This is a genomic window from Sorangium sp. So ce185, from assembly GCF_051526825.1.
Classification (GTDB): Bacteria; Myxococcota_A; Polyangia; order Polyangiales; family Polyangiaceae; genus Sorangium; species Sorangium cellulosum_D.
The window spans coordinates 12,536,037-12,552,795 of the sequence record NZ_CP150316.1; the positions used below are offsets into that span (position 1 = coordinate 12,536,037).

Below are 16,759 nucleotides of genomic sequence, written 5' to 3' on the forward strand. Positions count from 1 at the left end.
AACACGCCCCGAGCGCCGCGGCTCGCTCATCGATGTCGTTCTGCCCGAGGGTGCGCCGGCCGAGACGAGCGCGGTGGGGCTCGGCGAACCGTCGTCCTGACCGCTGAGGAACCGCCGGCGCCGGGTCGCCGTCAATCCGAGGGCTTGTCGCGCACCACGAGCACCGACCGGCTCGTGTGGTTCACGACCTTCGCCGCCGTCGTCCCGAGCACCTTGTCGATGCCCGAGTAGCCGTGCGACCCGATCACGATGAGGTCCGCGTCCTCCTCGTCGGCCGTCCGGCAGATGACCTCCCAGGCGACGCCGACGTGGACCACGACCTTCGCGACGAGCTCGGGCGGCACGCCGCGCGCGAGCTGCTCGAGCTCCTCCCGGTCGCCCCGCTCCAGGATCTCGGGGACGCGCGTCGGCGACTCGTTCATCGCCTCGGCAGGCAGGCTGTGGTGCAGCCCGATGCCGCGGACGAGCACGAGCTTGCCGCCGAGCTTCTGCGCGAGATCGACGCCCTCCGCGAGGATGAACGGCGCCCGGGGAGAGCTGTCCAGTGCAACGAGGATGGTCCGGGGGTGCTTGAGGCTCATGGCGTCCGCCTTTCGTGCGGTGGCGTTCCCGGATCTCTTTAGCCGACTCCGCGCCTGGCGCGCAGCACGTCCCGCGCGGCGGCGCCCGCGCGGCGCACCACCCCGGCCGCCCGCGCAGCGGCCCGGTGCGTCCGGCGTGGATCAGGCGCGGATCGCCACGCCGTGGCCGCGGTCGTCCGTGAGGATCTCGAACGCCGCGCGCCGCGCCGTGGTCAGCGTCTCGATCCCGACCTCGCGGCCCAGGCTCTTCCGCCGCAGCGTGAGGCTGCAGGCCCCGATCTTCGTGTTCAGGCAGTGCTTCACCCCGCCGGGAGGGTTCCTGTAGGCGAGGCCCACGACGTCGGCGGCGCGCGCCGAGATCTCCCCCTCGACGCTCAGCCGATCGGTCTCGGTCCGGAAGCGCCAGGTGAAGTAGTCGAACGAGGCCTCGGCGCGGACCGCCTGGACCAGCGAGCTCAGCGCGATCTCCTCGCCCCGGTGCCGCAGGACCAGCGGCGTCATGCTCGGTGTCCAGAACGGCCCGACCTTGAGGCGGGCCGTGGCGACCTCGAGGAAGCTGTCCGGGTGGCTGTCGAACCCCGCGACCTGCCCCCAGGCGTAGAGGTCCGTGTGCTTCGTCCCCCAGTTGTGGTTCTGGCTGCCCACCCAGCCCGAGACGTCCACGTCGCGCCCCGCAGCGCGGAGGACGCCGCGGTAGACCGCCATCGGCGCGCCGACCAGCGCCTTCGCCTTGGGCAGCGGGGCGTCGTAGAGGGCCGCCGGGAGCAGCAGGAGCGGCTCCCCGCCGCCCTCGTACGCGAGATCCCAGGCGATGGCGCCCTCCCCCTCGCCCGCCGCGCCGGCGAGCCGGCCCGGGCGCAGCTGGGCCCCGTCGATGTCCACCGCGAGGGCGTCGCGGGCGAAGGAGCAGCGCCCGGCGAACGGGACCTCGCGCTTGGCGACCGCGTGACGCCCCGACTCGCCGTCGAAGTAGATGGCCCAGAGCTCGCCCTCCGCGGCGTCGGGCCGCCCGGCCGGGCTGAAGAGCGTGTAGCGGATCCAGAAGGCGAGCGGGCGCGTCGGGTGGTTCGCGCGCTGGAAGAAGCTCTCGTAGAACCCCTCCCGCTGCCCCGGCCGGTAGCGCGCGTGGTTCGCCCGCGCCCGCGTCGCCGTCGCGTCCGCCATCTAGTGCCCCCGCTTCTGCCCGCCGCTGAGGAGATCGGCGATCACCCGCTCCAGGTCGTCGAGCGAGATCGGCTTCGCGATCTTCGGGTTGTCCACCCGCTCGACGAACTCGCGCGCGCTCGGCGTGAACGCGCCGCCCGACATGAAGGCCATCTTCGGCTGGAGCTGCGGGAACCGCTCGCCGATCTCGTCGTAGAGGGCCATCCCGCTCATCTGCGGCATCAGGAGATCGCAGACGATCGCGTCGATCCGGCCGCCGCGGTCCCGCAGGAGGTCGAGCGCCTCGTGGCCGCTCTTCGCCACGAGCACCTCGTGCCGCTCCTCGAACGCGCGCGCGAACGCGTTGAGGAGCATCGGCTCGTCGTCGACGAACAGGATCGTCCCGCGCGACGACAGGCGCGGCGGCTCCGGCGGCGGGCGGAGCGCCGGCAGATCCGCGGGGTTCAGGCCCGTCAGGCGGATCGTGAAGACCGTGCCGATGCCGGGCTTGCTCGACACCGTCATGGTGCCGTGCTGCTCCTCGACGATGTTGCGCGACACCCAGAGCCCGATCCCCGGCCGCGCGCTCTCTTCCTTGGTCGTGAAGAACGGGTCGAAGATGCGCTCGACGACCTCGGGGGTCATGCCGCGCGCGTTGTCCTCCACCTCGACATGGTGCACCCCGTCGTCGAAGCGCGCCGTCACGCGCACCAGGTTCTCATCGCGCGGGCGGTTCGGCATCGCCTGGGCGGCGTTGATGAACAGGTTCACGAACACCTGCGAGAGCTTGCCCGGGTAGCCGACCAGCGGGGGCATCTCGCCGTAATGCCGCTCGATGCGGCAGAGCTGGCTGAGCTGCGGCCCCGTCATGCGCAGCGCGAGCTCGATCACGTCGACGAGATCGACCCGCTCGGGCTTGCGCTCGCTGCTGCTCGAGAAGAGGTTGAGGTCGGTCACGATGTCGCGCATCCGCTCGACGCCGGCGAGCGCCTCGTGGCACGACCGATCGATGAGGTCGATGGCGCGGAGCAGGTCCTCGTAGGAGCCCGACGCGACCGGGCGCGCCGCCGAGACGAGCTTGTGCGCCCCGCTCCGGATCTGCTCGAGGTTCGCCATCACCCACGCCATGGGATTGTTGAGCTCGTGCGCGACGCTCGCCGCCACCTGGCCGATCGAGGCGAGCTTCTCGCTGTGGAGGATCTGCGCGCGGCGCGCGACCTCCTCGGTGACGTCGCGCATGAGCGCGAGCGACGCGTCCTCGCCGTAGAGCCGCGTGATCCGGACCGTCATCACCTTGGTCAGCCCGGCGCGCGTCCCGCAGCGGATGGTGGCCTCCCGAGGCGCCTCCGCCCGGGACGCGGACATCACGAGGGCGCGCAGCGCCGGCACGTCCGCCGCGACCGCGAGCGCGGTGATCGGCCGGCCGATCCACGCCTGCCGCGAGTGCCCGAAGAGCACCTCGAAGCGCACGTTCAGCCGCGTCAGCATGCCCTCCTGGTCGATCGTCGCGAGGACGTCGGACGAGAGCTCGACGATCTCGCGGTAGCGCTCCTCGGAGGCGAACAGCGAGCGCTGGGCGTACGCCTCGGCGAAGCGGTGCTCGAACTGGAGCAACAGCGCGTCGACGGCGCGGAGCACGTCGATGGAGGACGTGCCGTCCGCGTCGCCGTCGTCGTGGGTCGTGTCGAGGACGCCCGCGACCGCGGTGCGGAACTCGGAGGCGGCGATCAGCGGGCCGCTGATGGAGTACCCGGTCGCGTAGCGCTGCTCGACCAGGTGCGTGATGAACTCGTCGAGCAGCGTCTCGCTGCCGTCCTCGAGGATCCTGGTGAAGGCGGCGAGCCAGGAGCGGACGTTCTCCGTCACCTCGCCGACGGGCCGGTCGGTGTACCGACCGCGCTCCGGCGGCAGCGCCAGCACGTTCTCGATCCAGTCGTCGATCAGCTCGTCCTTGTGCCGCTTGCAGAGCTCGAGCAGCCGACGGCGCGCGAGCGCCATGGAGGTCTCGGTGGGGGTCGACGGCGCGTGGACCTGCGGGCGGCGCTCGCCCTCACCGAGCTCGCGCCCGCCCCGCGACTCCGGCAGCTGCGAGCGCCGCTCGCCCTCGCCCAGCTCGCGCCCCCGCCGCGACTCGGGGAGCTGCGAGCGCCGCTCGCCCTCGCCCGGCTCGCGCCCTCGCCGCGACTCGGGGAGCTGCGAGCGCCGCTCGCCCTCGCCCGGCTCGCGCGCGCCTCGCGGCTCCGGGAGCTCGCGTTTGGCCTCCTCGTCCGCTCCCATCGCCGCTACCTGCCGCGGAGGACCTCGCAGCCCATGAACGCCCGGAGCGGCTCCGGCACGACGACCGTCCCGTCCGCCTGCTGATACTGCTCGAGGATCGCGATCACCGTCCGCCCCACCGCGAGCGCCGATCCGTTCATCGTGTGGACCAGCCGCGGCTTCGCCTTCGGCTCCGGCCGGTAGCGGATCTGGGCGCGGCGCGCCTGGAACTCGCCGAAATTCGAGCAGCTCGAGATCTCCCGGTAGACCCCCTGGCCGGGCAGCCACACCTCGAGATCGTACGTCTTCTGCGAGCCGAATCCGAGATCGCCGGTGCAGAGCGCGGAGACGCGGTAGTGGAGGCCGAGGCGCTTCAGCACCTCCTCCGCGTGCGCGGTGAGGAGCTCGTGCTGGCGGGGCGAGTCCTCCGGCGCCGAGAACCGCACGAGCTCGACCTTGTCGAACTGGTGCTGCCGGATGAGCCCCCGCACGTCGCGCCCGTGGCTGCCCGCCTCGCTGCGGAAGCACGGCGTGTACGCCGCGTACGCGATCGGCAGCGACGCGCCGTCGAGGATCTCGTCCGCGTGGAGGTTCGTGACCGGGACCTCGGCCGTCGGGATGAGGTAGAGGTCGTACGCCCGCTCCGGGTCGCTCTTCTGGGTCTTGAACAGGTCGTCGGCGAACTTGGGCAGGTTGCCCGTGCCGAACAGGGCCGAGTCCTTGACGAGGAACGGCGGGAGCACCTCGAGGTAGCCCTGCTCGCGCGTGTGCAGGTCGAGCATGAACGAGATCAGGGCCCGCTCCAGGCGGGCGGCCGCGCCGAGGAGCACCGTGAAGCGCGCGCCCGAGAGCTTCGCCGCGCGCTCGAAGTCGAGGATGCCGAGGGCGGTGCCGATGTCCCAGTGGTTCTTCGGCGTGAACGAGAAGCTCGGCTTCTCGCCCCACGTCCTCACGACCACGTTGTCCTCGTCCCCGGCGCCGTCCGGCACCGACGGATCCGGCAGGTTGGGGACGACGGCGAGCAGCTCGGTCAGCCGCTTCTCCAGCTCCGAGACGACCTGCTCGGCCTCCTTGATCTTCGCGGAGAGGGCCTTCAGCTCGTCGCGCTTCTGCGCGAACTCCGGCGACTTCTTGTCGAGGCGCGCCATCGCGTCGTTCGCCGCGTTGCGCTCCGCCTGCCACCGCTCGAGCTCCTGGATCCTCGACCGGCGCGAGCTGACCGTGGAGGCGAAGTCGTCTCCGAGGGTGGCGGCGGCGGCGGGCGAGCGACGAGCGAGCGCCGCGCGCACCTCATCGAGGTGATCTGCGACGTGGCGGGGATCGAGCATGCCCCAGGGTTTAGCCGATGCGTGCACGCGCGTCAGCAGGCGCGACGCGCGGCGCCGCATTCGGGCGGGGGTCCGCTCGCCGTCCCCACCGCGCCGCTCCCCCGCCGCCCGGCGCGGAGGGGAGCGACGCGGCGAGGTGCGCTAGGCCGTGGCGCCCAGGCTGCGCAGCACGAACTGGAGGATGCCGCCGTGCTGGTAGTAGTCGACCTCGTTCGGCGTATCGATGCGCGCGGTGACCGTGAACGTCGTCGTCTTGCCGCCCTCCCCGGTCGCGACGACGTTGAGCTTCTTGCCCGGCGTGAGGTTGTCCGAGATCCCGGCGATCTCGAACACCTCGCGCCCGGTGAGCCCGAGCGTCCCGGCGTCCTCGCCCGGCGCGAACTCGAGCGGGAGCACGCCCATGCCGACCAGGTTCGACCGGTGGATGCGCTCGAAGCTCTTCGCGATGACCGCGCGCACGCCGAGCAGCTTCGTCCCCTTCGCCGCCCAGTCGCGCGACGACCCGGTGCCGTACTCGGCGCCGGCGATCACGAGCAGCGGCACGTCCTCCGCCTTGTACCGCATGGCCGCGTCGTAGATCGTCGTCTTCTCGCCGTCGGGCAGGTGCACCGTGATGCCGCCCTCCTCGCCGGGGCGGAGCAGGTTCTTCAGGCGGATGTTCGCGAACGTGCCGCGCATCATCACCTCGTGGTTGCCGCGGCGGGCGCCGTACGAGTTGAAGTCGGCGGGCGCGACGCCGTGCTCGACCAGGTACTTCGCGGCCGGGCTGTTCTTGGCGATGTTGCCGGCCGGGGAGATGTGATCGGTGGTCACCGAGTCGCCGAGCAGCGCGAGCACGCGCGCGCCGCGGATGTCGCCGAGCGGCGACGGGTCCTTCGACAGCCCCTCGAAGAACGGCGGCCTGCGCACGTACGTCGACGACTCGTCCCACACGAACGTCTGGCCGCCCGGGACCGAGAGCTTCTGCCACTCCTCGTCGCCGGCGAACACGTTCTCGTACTGCGCCTGGAACTGCTCGGGCCGCACCGCCGTGCGGATCGCCTCGTTGACCTCGGCCGAGCTCGGCCAGATGTCCTTGAGGTACACCGGCTCGCCGTTGCGATCGGTGCCGACCGGCTCCTTGAAGAGGTCGGCGTCGACGTCGCCGCGCAGCGCGTAGGCGACGACGAGCGGCGGCGAGGCGAGGAAGTTCATCCGCACGTGCTGGTTGATGCGGCCCTCGAAGTTGCGGTTGCCGGACAGGACGCTCGCCACGACGAGATCGTTGTGGCGGACCGTGTCGCCGATCACGTCCGGCAGCGGCCCGGAGTTGCCGATGCACGTCGTGCAGCCGTAGCCGACCAGGTGGAAGCCGAGCGCCTCGAGGTACGGCAGGAGCCCCGCCTGCTGCAGGTAGTCCGAGACGACCTTGGACCCGGGGGCGAGCGAGGTCTTCACCCACGGCTTCACCGTGAGCCCGCGCTCGACGGCCTTCTTCGCGAGCAGGCCCGCGCCGAGCATGACCGCCGGGTTCGAGGTGTTCGTGCACGACGTGATCGCGGCGATCACGACCGAGCCGTGGCGCAGCGTGTAGCGCGTGTCGCCCTCGGTGATCTCCGCCGGGCGCATGACCTTCTCGAGCGCGGGCGCGCGCGCGGCGGCCGCGCCGCTCTCCTCCTCGAGGAACGCCTTCACCGCGGCCGGCTCGGCGGCGGCGAACTCCTTCTCGAGCATGCCCTGGAGCGAGGCGCGGAACGTGCGCTTGGCGTCGCGCAGCCGGACGCGGTCCTGCGGCCGCTTCGGGCCGGCGATCGACGGCTCGACGTCGCCGAGGTCGAGCGCGAGCGTGTCGCTGAAGACCGGATCCGGGGTGTTGTCCGTGCGGAACAGCCCCTGCTCCTTGTAGTAGGCCTCGACGAGCGCGACGAGCGAGGCGGGCCGGCCGGTGAAGCGCAGGTAGGCGATCGTCTCGTCGTCGACGGGGAAGAAGCCGATGGTGGCGCCGTACTCGGGCGCCATGTTGGCGATCGTGGCGCGGTCCGGGAGCGAGAGCGCGCTCAGGCCGGGGCCGTAGAACTCCACGAATTTCCCGACGACCTTCTTCTGCCGCAGCATCTGCGTCACCGTGAGGACGAGATCGGTCGCGGTGGCGCCCTCGGGCAGGCTGCCGTGGAGCTTGAAGCCCACGACCTCGGGGATGAGCATCGAGAGCGGCTGGCCGAGCATCGCCGCCTCGGCCTCGATGCCGCCGACGCCCCAGCCGACGACGCCGAGCCCGTTGATCATCGTGGTGTGCGAGTCGGTGCCGACGAGCGTGTCCGGGTAGACCAGCGCGCCCTGCCGCATGACGGCGCCGGCGAGGTACTCCAGGTTGATCTGGTGGCAGATGCCCTGGTCGGGCGGCACCACGCGGAAGTTGGTGAACGCCTGCGCCCCCCAGCGGAGGAAGGCGTAGCGCTCCTGGTTGCGCTCGAACTCGAGCGCCGCGTTCACCTTGAGGGCCGTCGAGGACGCAAACTTGTCGACCTGGACCGAGTGGTCGATCACGAGGTCGACGGGCTGGAGCGGGTTGATCTTGAGCGAGTCGCCGCCGAGCTTCGCGAGCGCCTCGCGCATGGCCGCGAGGTCGACCACGGCCGGGACGCCGGTGAAGTCCTGGAGCAGCACGCGCGCCGGGTGGAAGGCGATCTCCTGCGAGGGGCGGGCCTTGGGGTCCCAGTTGAGGACGGCCTCCACGTGATCCTTGCGCACCACGCGCCCGTCCTCGTGCCGGAGGAGGTTCTCCAGGAGAATGCGGAGCGAGAAGGGGAGCTTGTCGAGCGAAGCGCCGCCTTGCGCCAGCGAGGTGAGCTTGTAGTAGGTGTACGTATCGGCTTGAACCGTCAGCGTGCTCTTCGTGCCAAAGCTGTCGACCATGCGGCCTCCTCCAACGTCCGGAGCGCCCTTGTAGGCGCGCCGATGGCGCTAATCTAGTGTTATGTGCGCGCGCTTTACCCTGGCAGTTCCGGACTTCGCATCCCTCGTCGCCATGCTGGAGGCATACCTCGGCGCAGGCGCCGCGAACGGCGGCCCCGCCCGGGCGATCGCCGTCGACCCGAAGGCGGCCGCGCTCTACCGGCCCCGGTACAACATCGCCCCGTCGACCGTCCACCCCGTGCTGCGGGCGCAGGGCGGCCAGCGGGAGCTCGTGGCGGCGACCTGGGGGTTCACCGGCCGCTTCGCCGGGGGCGGCGCGGCGCCTTCGCTCCTCGCCAACGCGCGGGCCGAGGGCGCGCGGACGAAGCCGACGTTCCGCGGCGCGTTCGCGGCGCGCCGCTGCGTGGTGCCCGCGGACGGCTTCTACGAGTGGAGCGGGCCGAAGGGCGCGCGGCGGCCGACGTGGTTCCACCCTGCCGGGGGCGGGATGCTCCGCATGGCCGGGCTGTACCAGCTGGCGAAGGACCCCGACGCGGGCGACATCGACGTCCGCTTCACGATCCTGACCACCGAGGCGAGCGCCGACGTGGCGCAGGTCCACGACCGCATGCCGGTCCTCCTTGCGCCCGAGGACGTGGATCTCTGGCTGGGCGTCGGCGACGAATCGGACGCGGATCGCGTCGAGGCGCTGCTCCGGCCGGCGCCGCGCGGCTCCCTCGCGGCGCGCGCCGTCTCGACGCGGGTCAACGCGGTCGGCCACGACGACCCTGCCCTGCTGGAGGAGGTCGCGGCGGAGGCCGCCGCCCCGAAGGCCGCTGCTCCGAAGGCCAGCCCGGCGAAGGCCGCCGCCCCGAAGGCCGGCGGTACGCTCCCGCTCTTCGACCTCGATGCAGGCGCGGGACCCGCCGTCCCCTCCGGACGGACCCCGCGCCGCTGACGTTCGCCGGCGCCCGCCGGCATTCCCCGGCGTCCGCCGGCATTCCCCGGCGTCCGCCGGCATTCCCCGGCGTCCGCCGGCATTCCCCGGCGTCCGCCGGCATTCCCCGGCGCCCGCCGCATTCCGCGGCGCCTCCCGGTGTGCCGCGATCTCAGCGTGCGGAGGCGCTGCTCGTGCGACCGCCCTTGCGGCCCGTGCGGCTCGTCTTCGCCGGCCGGCTCGCCGGCGCCCGGCTCGTCGTCGCCCGGCTCGTCGTCGCCCGGCCCGTCTTGCGCGCGGGCGCGGCCCGCCCGGTCTTCGCCGGCGCCGCGTCTGCCGCCTTCTTCCGTCCGGTCGTGGCCGCGGCGCCGCGGCGTCCCTTCTGGGCGCCCCGCGCCGGCTCGGCGCGCTGCGTCGGCGCGCGCTTCGCGGGCGGACGCTTGGCCGCCGCCTTGCGCGCCGCAGGCTTTGCGGCCCGCGTGCGGCGGCCGCCGGCGGCGGGCATGCTCTTCGCGACGTTCTGACTCAGGAGCGCCTCGACGTTGCCCTCGCGCACCTGGTCGAAGCGCGCCTCCAGGCGGGCCCCGAGCTCCTCGAGGCGGTCGGCGCCCATGGCGCGCTCGGCCTGGGGCAGGAGCTCCTGCTCCTCCTCCTCGACGTGGTGTCGCACGAGCTCCTTGAGCACACCCAGCCTGGCGTGAAAGGTTTCGTCACCCGGCTCGGTGCTGAGCAATTTCTGCAACATGATCTCGACCAGGGAGTGCTCCTCGTACGAGGTCGGGATCAGGGGGGAGGCGCCGAGCGCCTCCCGGGTCGCGGGGTAGAAGAGCTCCTCCTCGATGGCCGCGTGGCCCACGAGGCTCGCCACGAGCTCGTCCCGGAGCGCGCCGATCTCGTTGGTGTCGGCCTGCGCGATGCGCTCGAAGAGCTCGTCGACTTCCCGGTGCTGCTCCTTCAATAGGTCGGTCGCCTTCATGCGGGGACTCCTCTCACGGAAAGATGAAGCGCCATCGAGGCGCTTTGCCTGTGCGGTCTGCGGCGTTTGCGCGAAGCATGCCAGGCGCCCGGCGCGCGCGGAGCGAGCGCATCACGCGCACGCCATCGCGCGCGCGGCGGGCCCGTGACGCGCACGCGCGGGCGCGGGCGTACGTCGGCCGATGGGTCGCCGATGGGTCGATCGCTCGATCGATCGACGCCGCCCGCGGGGAGCGCGGAGCGGGGCATGCTGCCTCGCAGCGGGGCAGATGGCGTCGCGGAGCGCGAGCGTGCGCGGCCTGCGCGATGTCGCGGACGCCCTCGCCCGCGCCCGGCGGCGGCGCGCGCCGCCGGGCGCCGTCAGCGGGTCATCGTCATCGTCGGCGCGACGCCGCGCCGGCGCGGCGTCGCGCGGGCGTCACTGCGCGCCCCATACGTTGAGCACGGCCGCCGTCTCCGCGTCGATCGTGGCCGGCTCCCGTTGCGCTGCGGGCGCGCGTACGGACAGGTCGAACGTCACGGTGCGCCGGAAGAGCGAGAGGGTGGCGAGCGGCATCACCTCGCGGCGGTTGAACGCGCAGGTCGGGTCCACGTTGAGGTCGCAGAGGAAGGGGGGGACGCCGAGCCGCCCCGAAAGCACGAGGTTGCCCCAGCGCGTGGAGTAGCGATCGCCGAGGGCGGCGATCTGGGGGTCGCGCTCGACGCCCTGGAGGCCCGAGGCGACGGCCGCCAGATCCTCCCCGAGCGGTTCGCGGGCGAACGAGAGGCCGAGGGCGGCGACGGCGGTGCGCGTGATGTCGATGATCTCGGTCGGGGCAGAGATGCGCTGGCCGGCGTAAAGATCGCCGGGAAAGTGGACATAAAGCGGGAGCGTCAGGACCGGCTCCTGGAGGTCGAGGCTCTCGGCGTAGAGCGTGCCGTCGGAGCGACCGCTGGCCAAGTCGCCGGTGACGATGAAGAGGGTCTCGTCCCACAGGCCGGCGGCCTTGAGGGTCCCGATGAGGTTGCCGAGCGCGCGGTCCTGGCCGGCGAGCGCGATGGAGAAGAGGTCGCGGATCCGGTCCCGATCGTCGGGGCTGAGGACGTCGCGGCGCCGGTTGCGCAGCCTGGCCAGGATCTGGGCGGCGCGGCGCGGCTCGATCGGGCCGGCGTAGTCGGCCGGCTTGAGGGCGTTCAGCTCCTTCGGGCCGACCTCCCAGGGCGGGTGGCCGCCGCGCGCGTGGACGAACGCGAGCAGGCGGTTGCCGGCGTCCTGGCGAACGGTCTCGCTGATCCAGGCGGAGGCGGCGTCGATCGGCGTGGTGGCCGGCTCGCCGCTGGTCGGGGGGTGCTCGAGGACGCGGGACCAGCCGGGTCCGAAGCCGAACGCCCGGAAGGTGGTGGGGACGCCGGTGAAGAACCCGGTCCGGATGCTGCTGTCGCTCGCGATGGAGCCGATGGTGGTCACGCGGGCGGGGAGGCGGGCGCCGGTGTCGGTGACGGTATGGGCCGGCGGCGGCAGCCCGGTGAGCAGCGACGCGATCACGGCGGACACGACCGTGCTCGGGCCCCGGTGGTGATCGAACGTCGTCGCGGACGTGGCGAGCTCGGACAGCGTCGCGAGGTGCGGCTCCGGGCGGCCGCTCCAGGGGGGCAGATCGGGCCGCTCGACCCCGTTCAGGGCGACGATCACGACGGCGCGCGCCGCGCGCACGGGCGGCGGGGGCTCCTGCGATCCGGCGAGGACGGGGTCGCCGAAGAGGATGCGGCCGCCGCGGGCCGCGGCGGTGGCGCGGAGCTCGAGGGTGATGAGGGAGCCCTCGAAGGGCGCGAGCGGCAGCTCGACGTCGGTCCAGGTCGCCTTGTCGCCGCCCTCGACATGGACGCGGTGGAGCGGGAGGGGCTCCTGGCCGTCGCGCAGGACGCGGATCTCGGCGTCGCCCTCGCCGGCGCCCAGCACGCCGACGGCCGTGCGGAGGCGGGTCACCTTGGACGGCCGGAAGGTGCAGCGGACGGCGCCCGGGGCGCGCAGCGCGATGGACCGGTGCGGGACGCCCGACAGCGCCGCGGCGGGCGCGACGACGTCGCGCAGGGTCGGAGGGCCGTAGGTGGCCGGGTCCTCGTCGGGGATGCCGACGCGGACCCAGTCGATGTCGGCGAACGACTCCCCTTCGCGGAGCCGGCCGGAGAACCGGATCGTGAGGGTGTGCAGGCCGGGGTCGGCCGGGAGCGTGGTGGTCGGGGTCGAGGCGATGCGGATCTGGTCGCGCTGGAAGCGGAGGGTCCCGAGGAGCTGGTCGTCCAGCGAGATCGTGGCGTACCGGGAGGCCAGGCCGACCGCGCGGGCGGACACGAAGATGGGGCTCGCGGACGGCAGGAGGAACGTGAGCTTGATCTGCCGCTCCGAGATGCGCGCCCAGGTGGATCCGGCGTGCTCGACCGCGGTGATGCCGGTGGGCACGGTCCCCTGCCAGGCGAAGCGGCCGAGGAGGGCGTTGGCGCCGGTGTCGAACAGGAGCCCCCGGTGCTCGATGTCGCAGTTGCGCAGCTCGTCCACGAGGTGCACGAGGTCGCGGGCCGGGGGCAGCGGGGCCGCTGCGGGGCTCGCGGACGCAGGCGCCGTGGCGCCGGCCGGGAGCTCGCGGGTCGACTCGCACCCGGTGCAGCCGGAGAGGAGCGCGGCCGCGGCGGAGAGGAGCGTGAGCGCGGCAGAGGGGTAGTAGGGTCGGATCACGCGGGCGCGCACGGGGCGTGCTCTACCACGAGCGGGGTTCGCTGCCCGCGGCCCGGCGCCGGAGGGAGCGCGGGCGATCGCGGCGGCCTGGGCAGGGCCGCGGTCGCGCTCAGCGGCGCCACGGCGGCGCGATGCGGAGCCGGGTGAGGCGGCCGGCCTTGACGAGCGCGAAGCGCACCCGCTCCTCGTCCCGGAGCTTCGCCCGGATCTCGTAGGCGCCGTCCTTCGGCGCGAGCGGCAGCCGGGCGCTGCCGGTGCCCACCTTGCGCCCGTCCACGAAGAGCGTGTCGCCCGACCCGGCGATCACCTCCAGCATGCCGTGCCCCTCGGGGACCTTGTGCTCGGCGGCGAGCGGCAGATCCTCGGGGAGCACGGGGTTCGTGGTCGTCTCGCCGACCGGCCCGGCGGCCGCCGCGGCCGGCGCCGTGGCGGCGCCCGCCGTGCTGGCGGCGCTCGGCGCGGCGGCGCCCGCCGTGCCGGCAGCGCCCGGCGCCGCGGCGGCCGGCGGCTCCGCCGCGGGCAGGCTCGGCGGCTGGGCGGGCGGCGGGGCGCTCTGCAGCTCGTGATCGCGCGACAGCCGCGCGGCCACCGCGAAGATGAAGGCCGCCACCGCGAAGAGGACCCACATGGTCATGCGGTTGTCGCGGGCCGGCGGCGGCGGCGTGGGCACGTACGCGGACGGCCGGCGCACCCGGCGCGGCGTGGGCGACTCGTCCACGGTGGGCGCCGGGCCGGACGCCGCGCCCCGCGCCACGGGGGGCGCGGGCGCTCGGAGCGCCGCGGGCGGCGGGGCCGGCACCTCGACGACCGGGGGCGGCGGGAGCGAGCCGAGCGTCAGGAGCCGCTCGGGCTTCGGGACCTCGAGCGCGGGCAGCGTCGCCTCCGGCCTGCGCGGCGCCGGCGCCGGCGCCACGCCCGGCACGGCCGGCGTCACGCCCGCCGCCAGCGCCGCGGCCTCGGCCGGCGTGGCCCACGTCGCGCGCGCGCTGGCCACATCGCCCTGGATCTCGGCGAGATCGCTCGGGATCCTGGCGCTCGCGAGCGCCCTGCGCGCGCTCGGGGCCGCGGTCTCGTCCTCGCCGTCGACCGACACCGTCGGGATCGACGCCGCCGAGCCGGACGCAGGCGACGCGGACACCACCGGGATCGACGCCGCCGACCAGGACGCCGGCGCCGCCGACACCACCGGGATCGACGCCGCCGAACCGGGCGCCGACACCACCGACACCACCGGGATCGACGCCGCCGCGCCGGACGCCGGCGCCGCGGCGACCGGCGCCACCGAGCCGGGCACCACCGTGAGCTGGTCGTCGCCGAGCTCGACCGGCGCGCACGACGACGCGGCGCCGCCCTCGCCGAGCTCCGGCGGCAGCGTCATGGCCGGCGCAGGCCGCTCCGAGGCGCGCCGCACGCCGCGGAGCGTCTCCTCCTCGCGGACCACGGCGGGGGCGAGCAGATCCTCGCCCTCGCGGCCGATCACGCGCCGCACCCAGCCGCGGGCCGCGACGTCGTTCAGCACGTCCTCGACGAGGCTCGCGGCGAACTCCCCCGACGTGATGATCGACCGCGGCGAGCTCCCCCGGGCGAGCGTCCTCAGCAGCGCCCGCGCCGGCTCGGGCGTCGCGTCGGTGGTGGCGCCCATCCCCTCCAGATCGACGATGACGCGCTCGACCTGCATGAGGGGCGGCCCGTGGAGCAGCCGCTGCGCCGCCCGGGCCGCGGCGATCGCGGGCACGAGCTGCTCCGCGAGCGTCCCCTCGAACCCGGGGCGCGGCGGGGCCCGGAGCTCGTCCTCCGGCGCGGGCGCCACCGCGAAGCGGCCCGAGCCGACGCCGAGCAGCGCCGCGAGCACCGAGGGGCCGCGGTGGAACGTCCCGTCCTGCGCCGTCCGGGTCGCGGCCGCGGGGCGGCCGTCCTTGATCAGCACCTCGTAGAGGAACGCGGCGTCGCGCACCGACACGAGCGCGTCGGGCCGGCGCGCGCACGCGAGCGACAGCAGCGTCCGCGTCGTCATGCCGTCGAGCCGCCCGCGCACCTCGCCGCCGGTCGCGATGCGCTCGGCCACGCGCCGCCTGCCCCGCAGGACCTCGTTCACCCGCTGCACGAAGGCCGCCGCGCTCGCCTCCTTGCGGAGATAGCCGTCGGCCTGAGCGCCGAGCTCGCGGAGCCGCTGGAGCAGGTCCTCCTTCCAGGACAGCAGGATCACCGGCACGTCGCGCAGCGCCACGTCGCGCTTGAGCGCGCGGCACAGGGCGAAGCCGTCGAGGCGCGGCATGAGCACGTCGCTCACGACGAGGTCCGGCGTCGTCTGGTACGCGAGGTCGAGCGCCCGCGCGCCGTCGTGGGCCTCGTGCACCTTCGCGCCCGCGGCCCGGAGCACGCCGGCGAGGAACCACGTCACCGCCGGATCGTCGTCCGCGACCACGATGTCCATCGCGTCGAGCGCCGCGTCGATCGGCGCCGCGGCGCTCGCGGCCCCGCGCGCCGGCGCCTTCGCGCGGATCTCGCTGTGCAGCCGCGAGCGCTCGCCCTCGGGCGCGCCCGGCGCGGTCATCCACGGCGCGAGCGGCAGCGCGCCCTCGGGCCCGTTCGGCGTGAACCGCACGCCGCCGTGCGAGCGGATCGTCACGAGATCGCGGATGCGCGCCACCGCGCCCCAGAGCGCCGCGAGCACCTCGGCGCCGTCGCCGAGGTCCACGTGCGCCCCGCGGCTCCTCGGCTCGGCGGCGTCGCAGAGCCCGCGGCGCAGCTCCTCGGCGAGGCGCGCCCCGAGATCGTCGAGGCTGACGGCCCCGAGCGGCGCGCGCGCGGGCTGGCGGAGGCGCACGCAGCTCGCCGCTGCCTCCGCGGCGGCGCGCCGGAGCGCGTCGGGCGACGCCGGCTTCGCGAGCGCGCGCGCGGCGCCGAGCGCCACGTACGGGGCCGCGTCCTCGGGCCGCGCGAAGCGCCCGACGGCGACGACCGGGACCAGGTCGGTGAGCGGATCGGCGGCGAGCGCCTCCGCGAGCGCGCGCGCGCCCGGCAGATCCGCGTCGAGCAGGACCACGTCCGGCGCGAACGCGCGCGCGAGATCGATCGCCGTCTCGATCTCGTCGGTGCGCTCCACCTCGAACGACGGCCCGGCGCCGGCGCTCTCCGGTTCGAGCGCGTCGGCGAGCGGCGCCCCGCCCACGACGAGGACGGTGATCGGCGCCTCGAGCGGCGCGGCCTCCTGGGCCTCGACGGCGCGCGCCTGCTCCGCGCTGCGCGGCGAGGACGGGCGCGCGCTCGCCTCCTCCTCGTCGTCGAGCGTGAGCGGCGCGGGGGCGAGCGCGCGGCCGTTGCTCACGCCCGCGATCCAGGTCGAGGCCTGGCCCTTCGCGCCGCCCGCGCCCGCGGCCTCCTCCTGCCCGGCGCCGGCGCTGCGCGCGCCCGCCGCGCCCGCGCGCGCGCCCTGCGCCGCCGCCGGCTCGCGCGACGCGATCACCTGCTCGCGCGACGCCATCGCTTGCTCGCGCGGCGCCGCCGCCGTCTCGCCGATCGCCGCCTGACCCCACGCGAGGGCGGGCAGCTCTTCGAGCACCTTCCCCAGGACGGCGGCGGCCTCGCCGGTGAGCCGGCCGCCGGCGGAGGCGGCGAGCGCCGACTCTCCCTCGGCGAGGCGCTCGGCGACGCGCGCGAAGCGCAGGAGCCGCGCCCCGGCGCCGAGCGAGTGCAGGCGCCGCTTCAGGTCCTCGATGAGCCGCGGCGCATCGTCGTCCGCCTCGATCCGCCGGAGCGCCGCGCGGAGCTCCGCCACACGGCGACCCAGGTTCGCCACGAACTCGGCCCGCGCCCCGCCCAGCCGCTCGTGCCGAGCCTCGCCCGCTGCATTGCTCCGCGGCCCCGCGTGCTCCACCGCCCTCGATCCTACGCCCATTGGCGGTCCCGTATCACAGGAGGATCGGACACCCGAACTTCTCGGCGATCGTGC

Annotated in this window: 9 protein-coding genes; 1 reads left to right on the top strand and 8 read right to left on the bottom strand. The window is 74.5% G+C overall.

The genetic code is table 11. The features are described from left to right. Window positions 1–131: 131 nt before the first annotated feature. The 5 genes from WMF26_RS46295 to acnA form a co-directional block, all read right to left on the bottom strand. A complete protein-coding gene (locus WMF26_RS46295) occupies window positions 132–581 on the bottom strand; it encodes a universal stress protein (protein ID WP_061625298.1) in 450 nt (149 codons plus the stop codon). A gap of 141 nt (window positions 582–722) precedes the next feature. Further along, a complete protein-coding gene (locus tag WMF26_RS46300; protein ID WP_437997916.1) occupies window positions 723–1,745 on the bottom strand; it encodes a hypothetical protein in 1,023 nt (340 codons plus the stop codon). Next, window positions 1,746–4,001 (bottom strand): hybrid sensor histidine kinase/response regulator, encoded by a 2,256-nt coding sequence (locus tag WMF26_RS46305; RefSeq protein WP_437997917.1) that lies wholly within the window; start codon window positions 3,999–4,001, stop codon window positions 1,746–1,748. Window positions 4,002–4,006: 5 nt separating this feature from the next. Continuing rightward, the gene (serS, locus tag WMF26_RS46310; protein WP_437997918.1) at window positions 4,007–5,308 is read right to left on the bottom strand and encodes a serine--tRNA ligase; all 1,302 of its coding nucleotides are present in this window, start codon (window positions 5,306–5,308) and stop codon (window positions 4,007–4,009) included. Window positions 5,309–5,449: 141 nt separating this feature from the next. Then, window positions 5,450–8,203 carry an aconitate hydratase AcnA gene (gene acnA, locus WMF26_RS46315; protein WP_437997919.1) on the bottom strand — a complete coding sequence of 918 codons (2,754 nt, stop codon included), beginning with the start codon at window positions 8,201–8,203 and terminating at the stop codon, window positions 5,450–5,452. 112 nt (window positions 8,204–8,315) lie between these two features. Here acnA and WMF26_RS46320 point away from each other — a divergent pair, with 112 nt between their 5' ends. Further along, on the top strand, window positions 8,316–9,140 hold the full coding sequence (locus WMF26_RS46320; RefSeq protein ID WP_437997920.1) for an SOS response-associated peptidase: 825 nt from the start codon (window positions 8,316–8,318) through the stop codon (window positions 9,138–9,140). Between the two features lie 151 nt (window positions 9,141–9,291). On the opposite strand, the gene WMF26_RS46325 is transcribed toward WMF26_RS46320, so the two are convergent. The 3 genes from WMF26_RS46325 to WMF26_RS46335 form a co-directional block, all read right to left on the bottom strand. Then, window positions 9,292–10,095 (bottom strand): hemerythrin domain-containing protein, encoded by an 804-nt coding sequence (locus tag WMF26_RS46325; RefSeq protein WP_437997921.1) that lies wholly within the window; start codon window positions 10,093–10,095, stop codon window positions 9,292–9,294. Window positions 10,096–10,512: 417 nt separating this feature from the next. After that, on the bottom strand, window positions 10,513–12,807 hold the full coding sequence (locus tag WMF26_RS46330; protein ID WP_437997922.1) for a sulfatase-like hydrolase/transferase: 2,295 nt from the start codon (window positions 12,805–12,807) through the stop codon (window positions 10,513–10,515). Window positions 12,808–12,916: 109 nt separating this feature from the next. Then, a complete protein-coding gene (locus tag WMF26_RS46335; RefSeq protein ID WP_437997923.1) occupies window positions 12,917–16,684 on the bottom strand; it encodes a response regulator in 3,768 nt (1,255 codons plus the stop codon). Between the last annotated feature and the right edge of the window lie 75 nt (window positions 16,685–16,759).

Excerpts from the sequence above, each read along its gene's own strand:
- WMF26_RS46295 (WP_061625298.1), bottom strand. The coding sequence starts at position 581 with ATGAGCCTCAAGCACCCCCGGACCATCCTCGTTGCACTGGACAGCTCT.
- WMF26_RS46300 (WP_437997916.1), bottom strand. The coding sequence starts at position 1,745 with ATGGCGGACGCGACGGCGACGCGGGCGCGGGCGAACCACGCGCGCTAC.
- WMF26_RS46305 (WP_437997917.1), bottom strand. The coding sequence starts at position 4,001 with ATGGGAGCGGACGAGGAGGCCAAACGCGAGCTCCCGGAGCCGCGAGGC.
- serS (WP_437997918.1), bottom strand. The coding sequence starts at position 5,308 with ATGCTCGATCCCCGCCACGTCGCAGATCACCTCGATGAGGTGCGCGCG.
- acnA (WP_437997919.1), bottom strand. The coding sequence starts at position 8,203 with ATGGTCGACAGCTTTGGCACGAAGAGCACGCTGACGGTTCAAGCCGAT.
- WMF26_RS46320 (WP_437997920.1), top strand. The coding sequence starts at position 8,316 with ATGCTGGAGGCATACCTCGGCGCAGGCGCCGCGAACGGCGGCCCCGCC.
- WMF26_RS46325 (WP_437997921.1), bottom strand. The coding sequence starts at position 10,095 with ATGAAGGCGACCGACCTATTGAAGGAGCAGCACCGGGAAGTCGACGAG.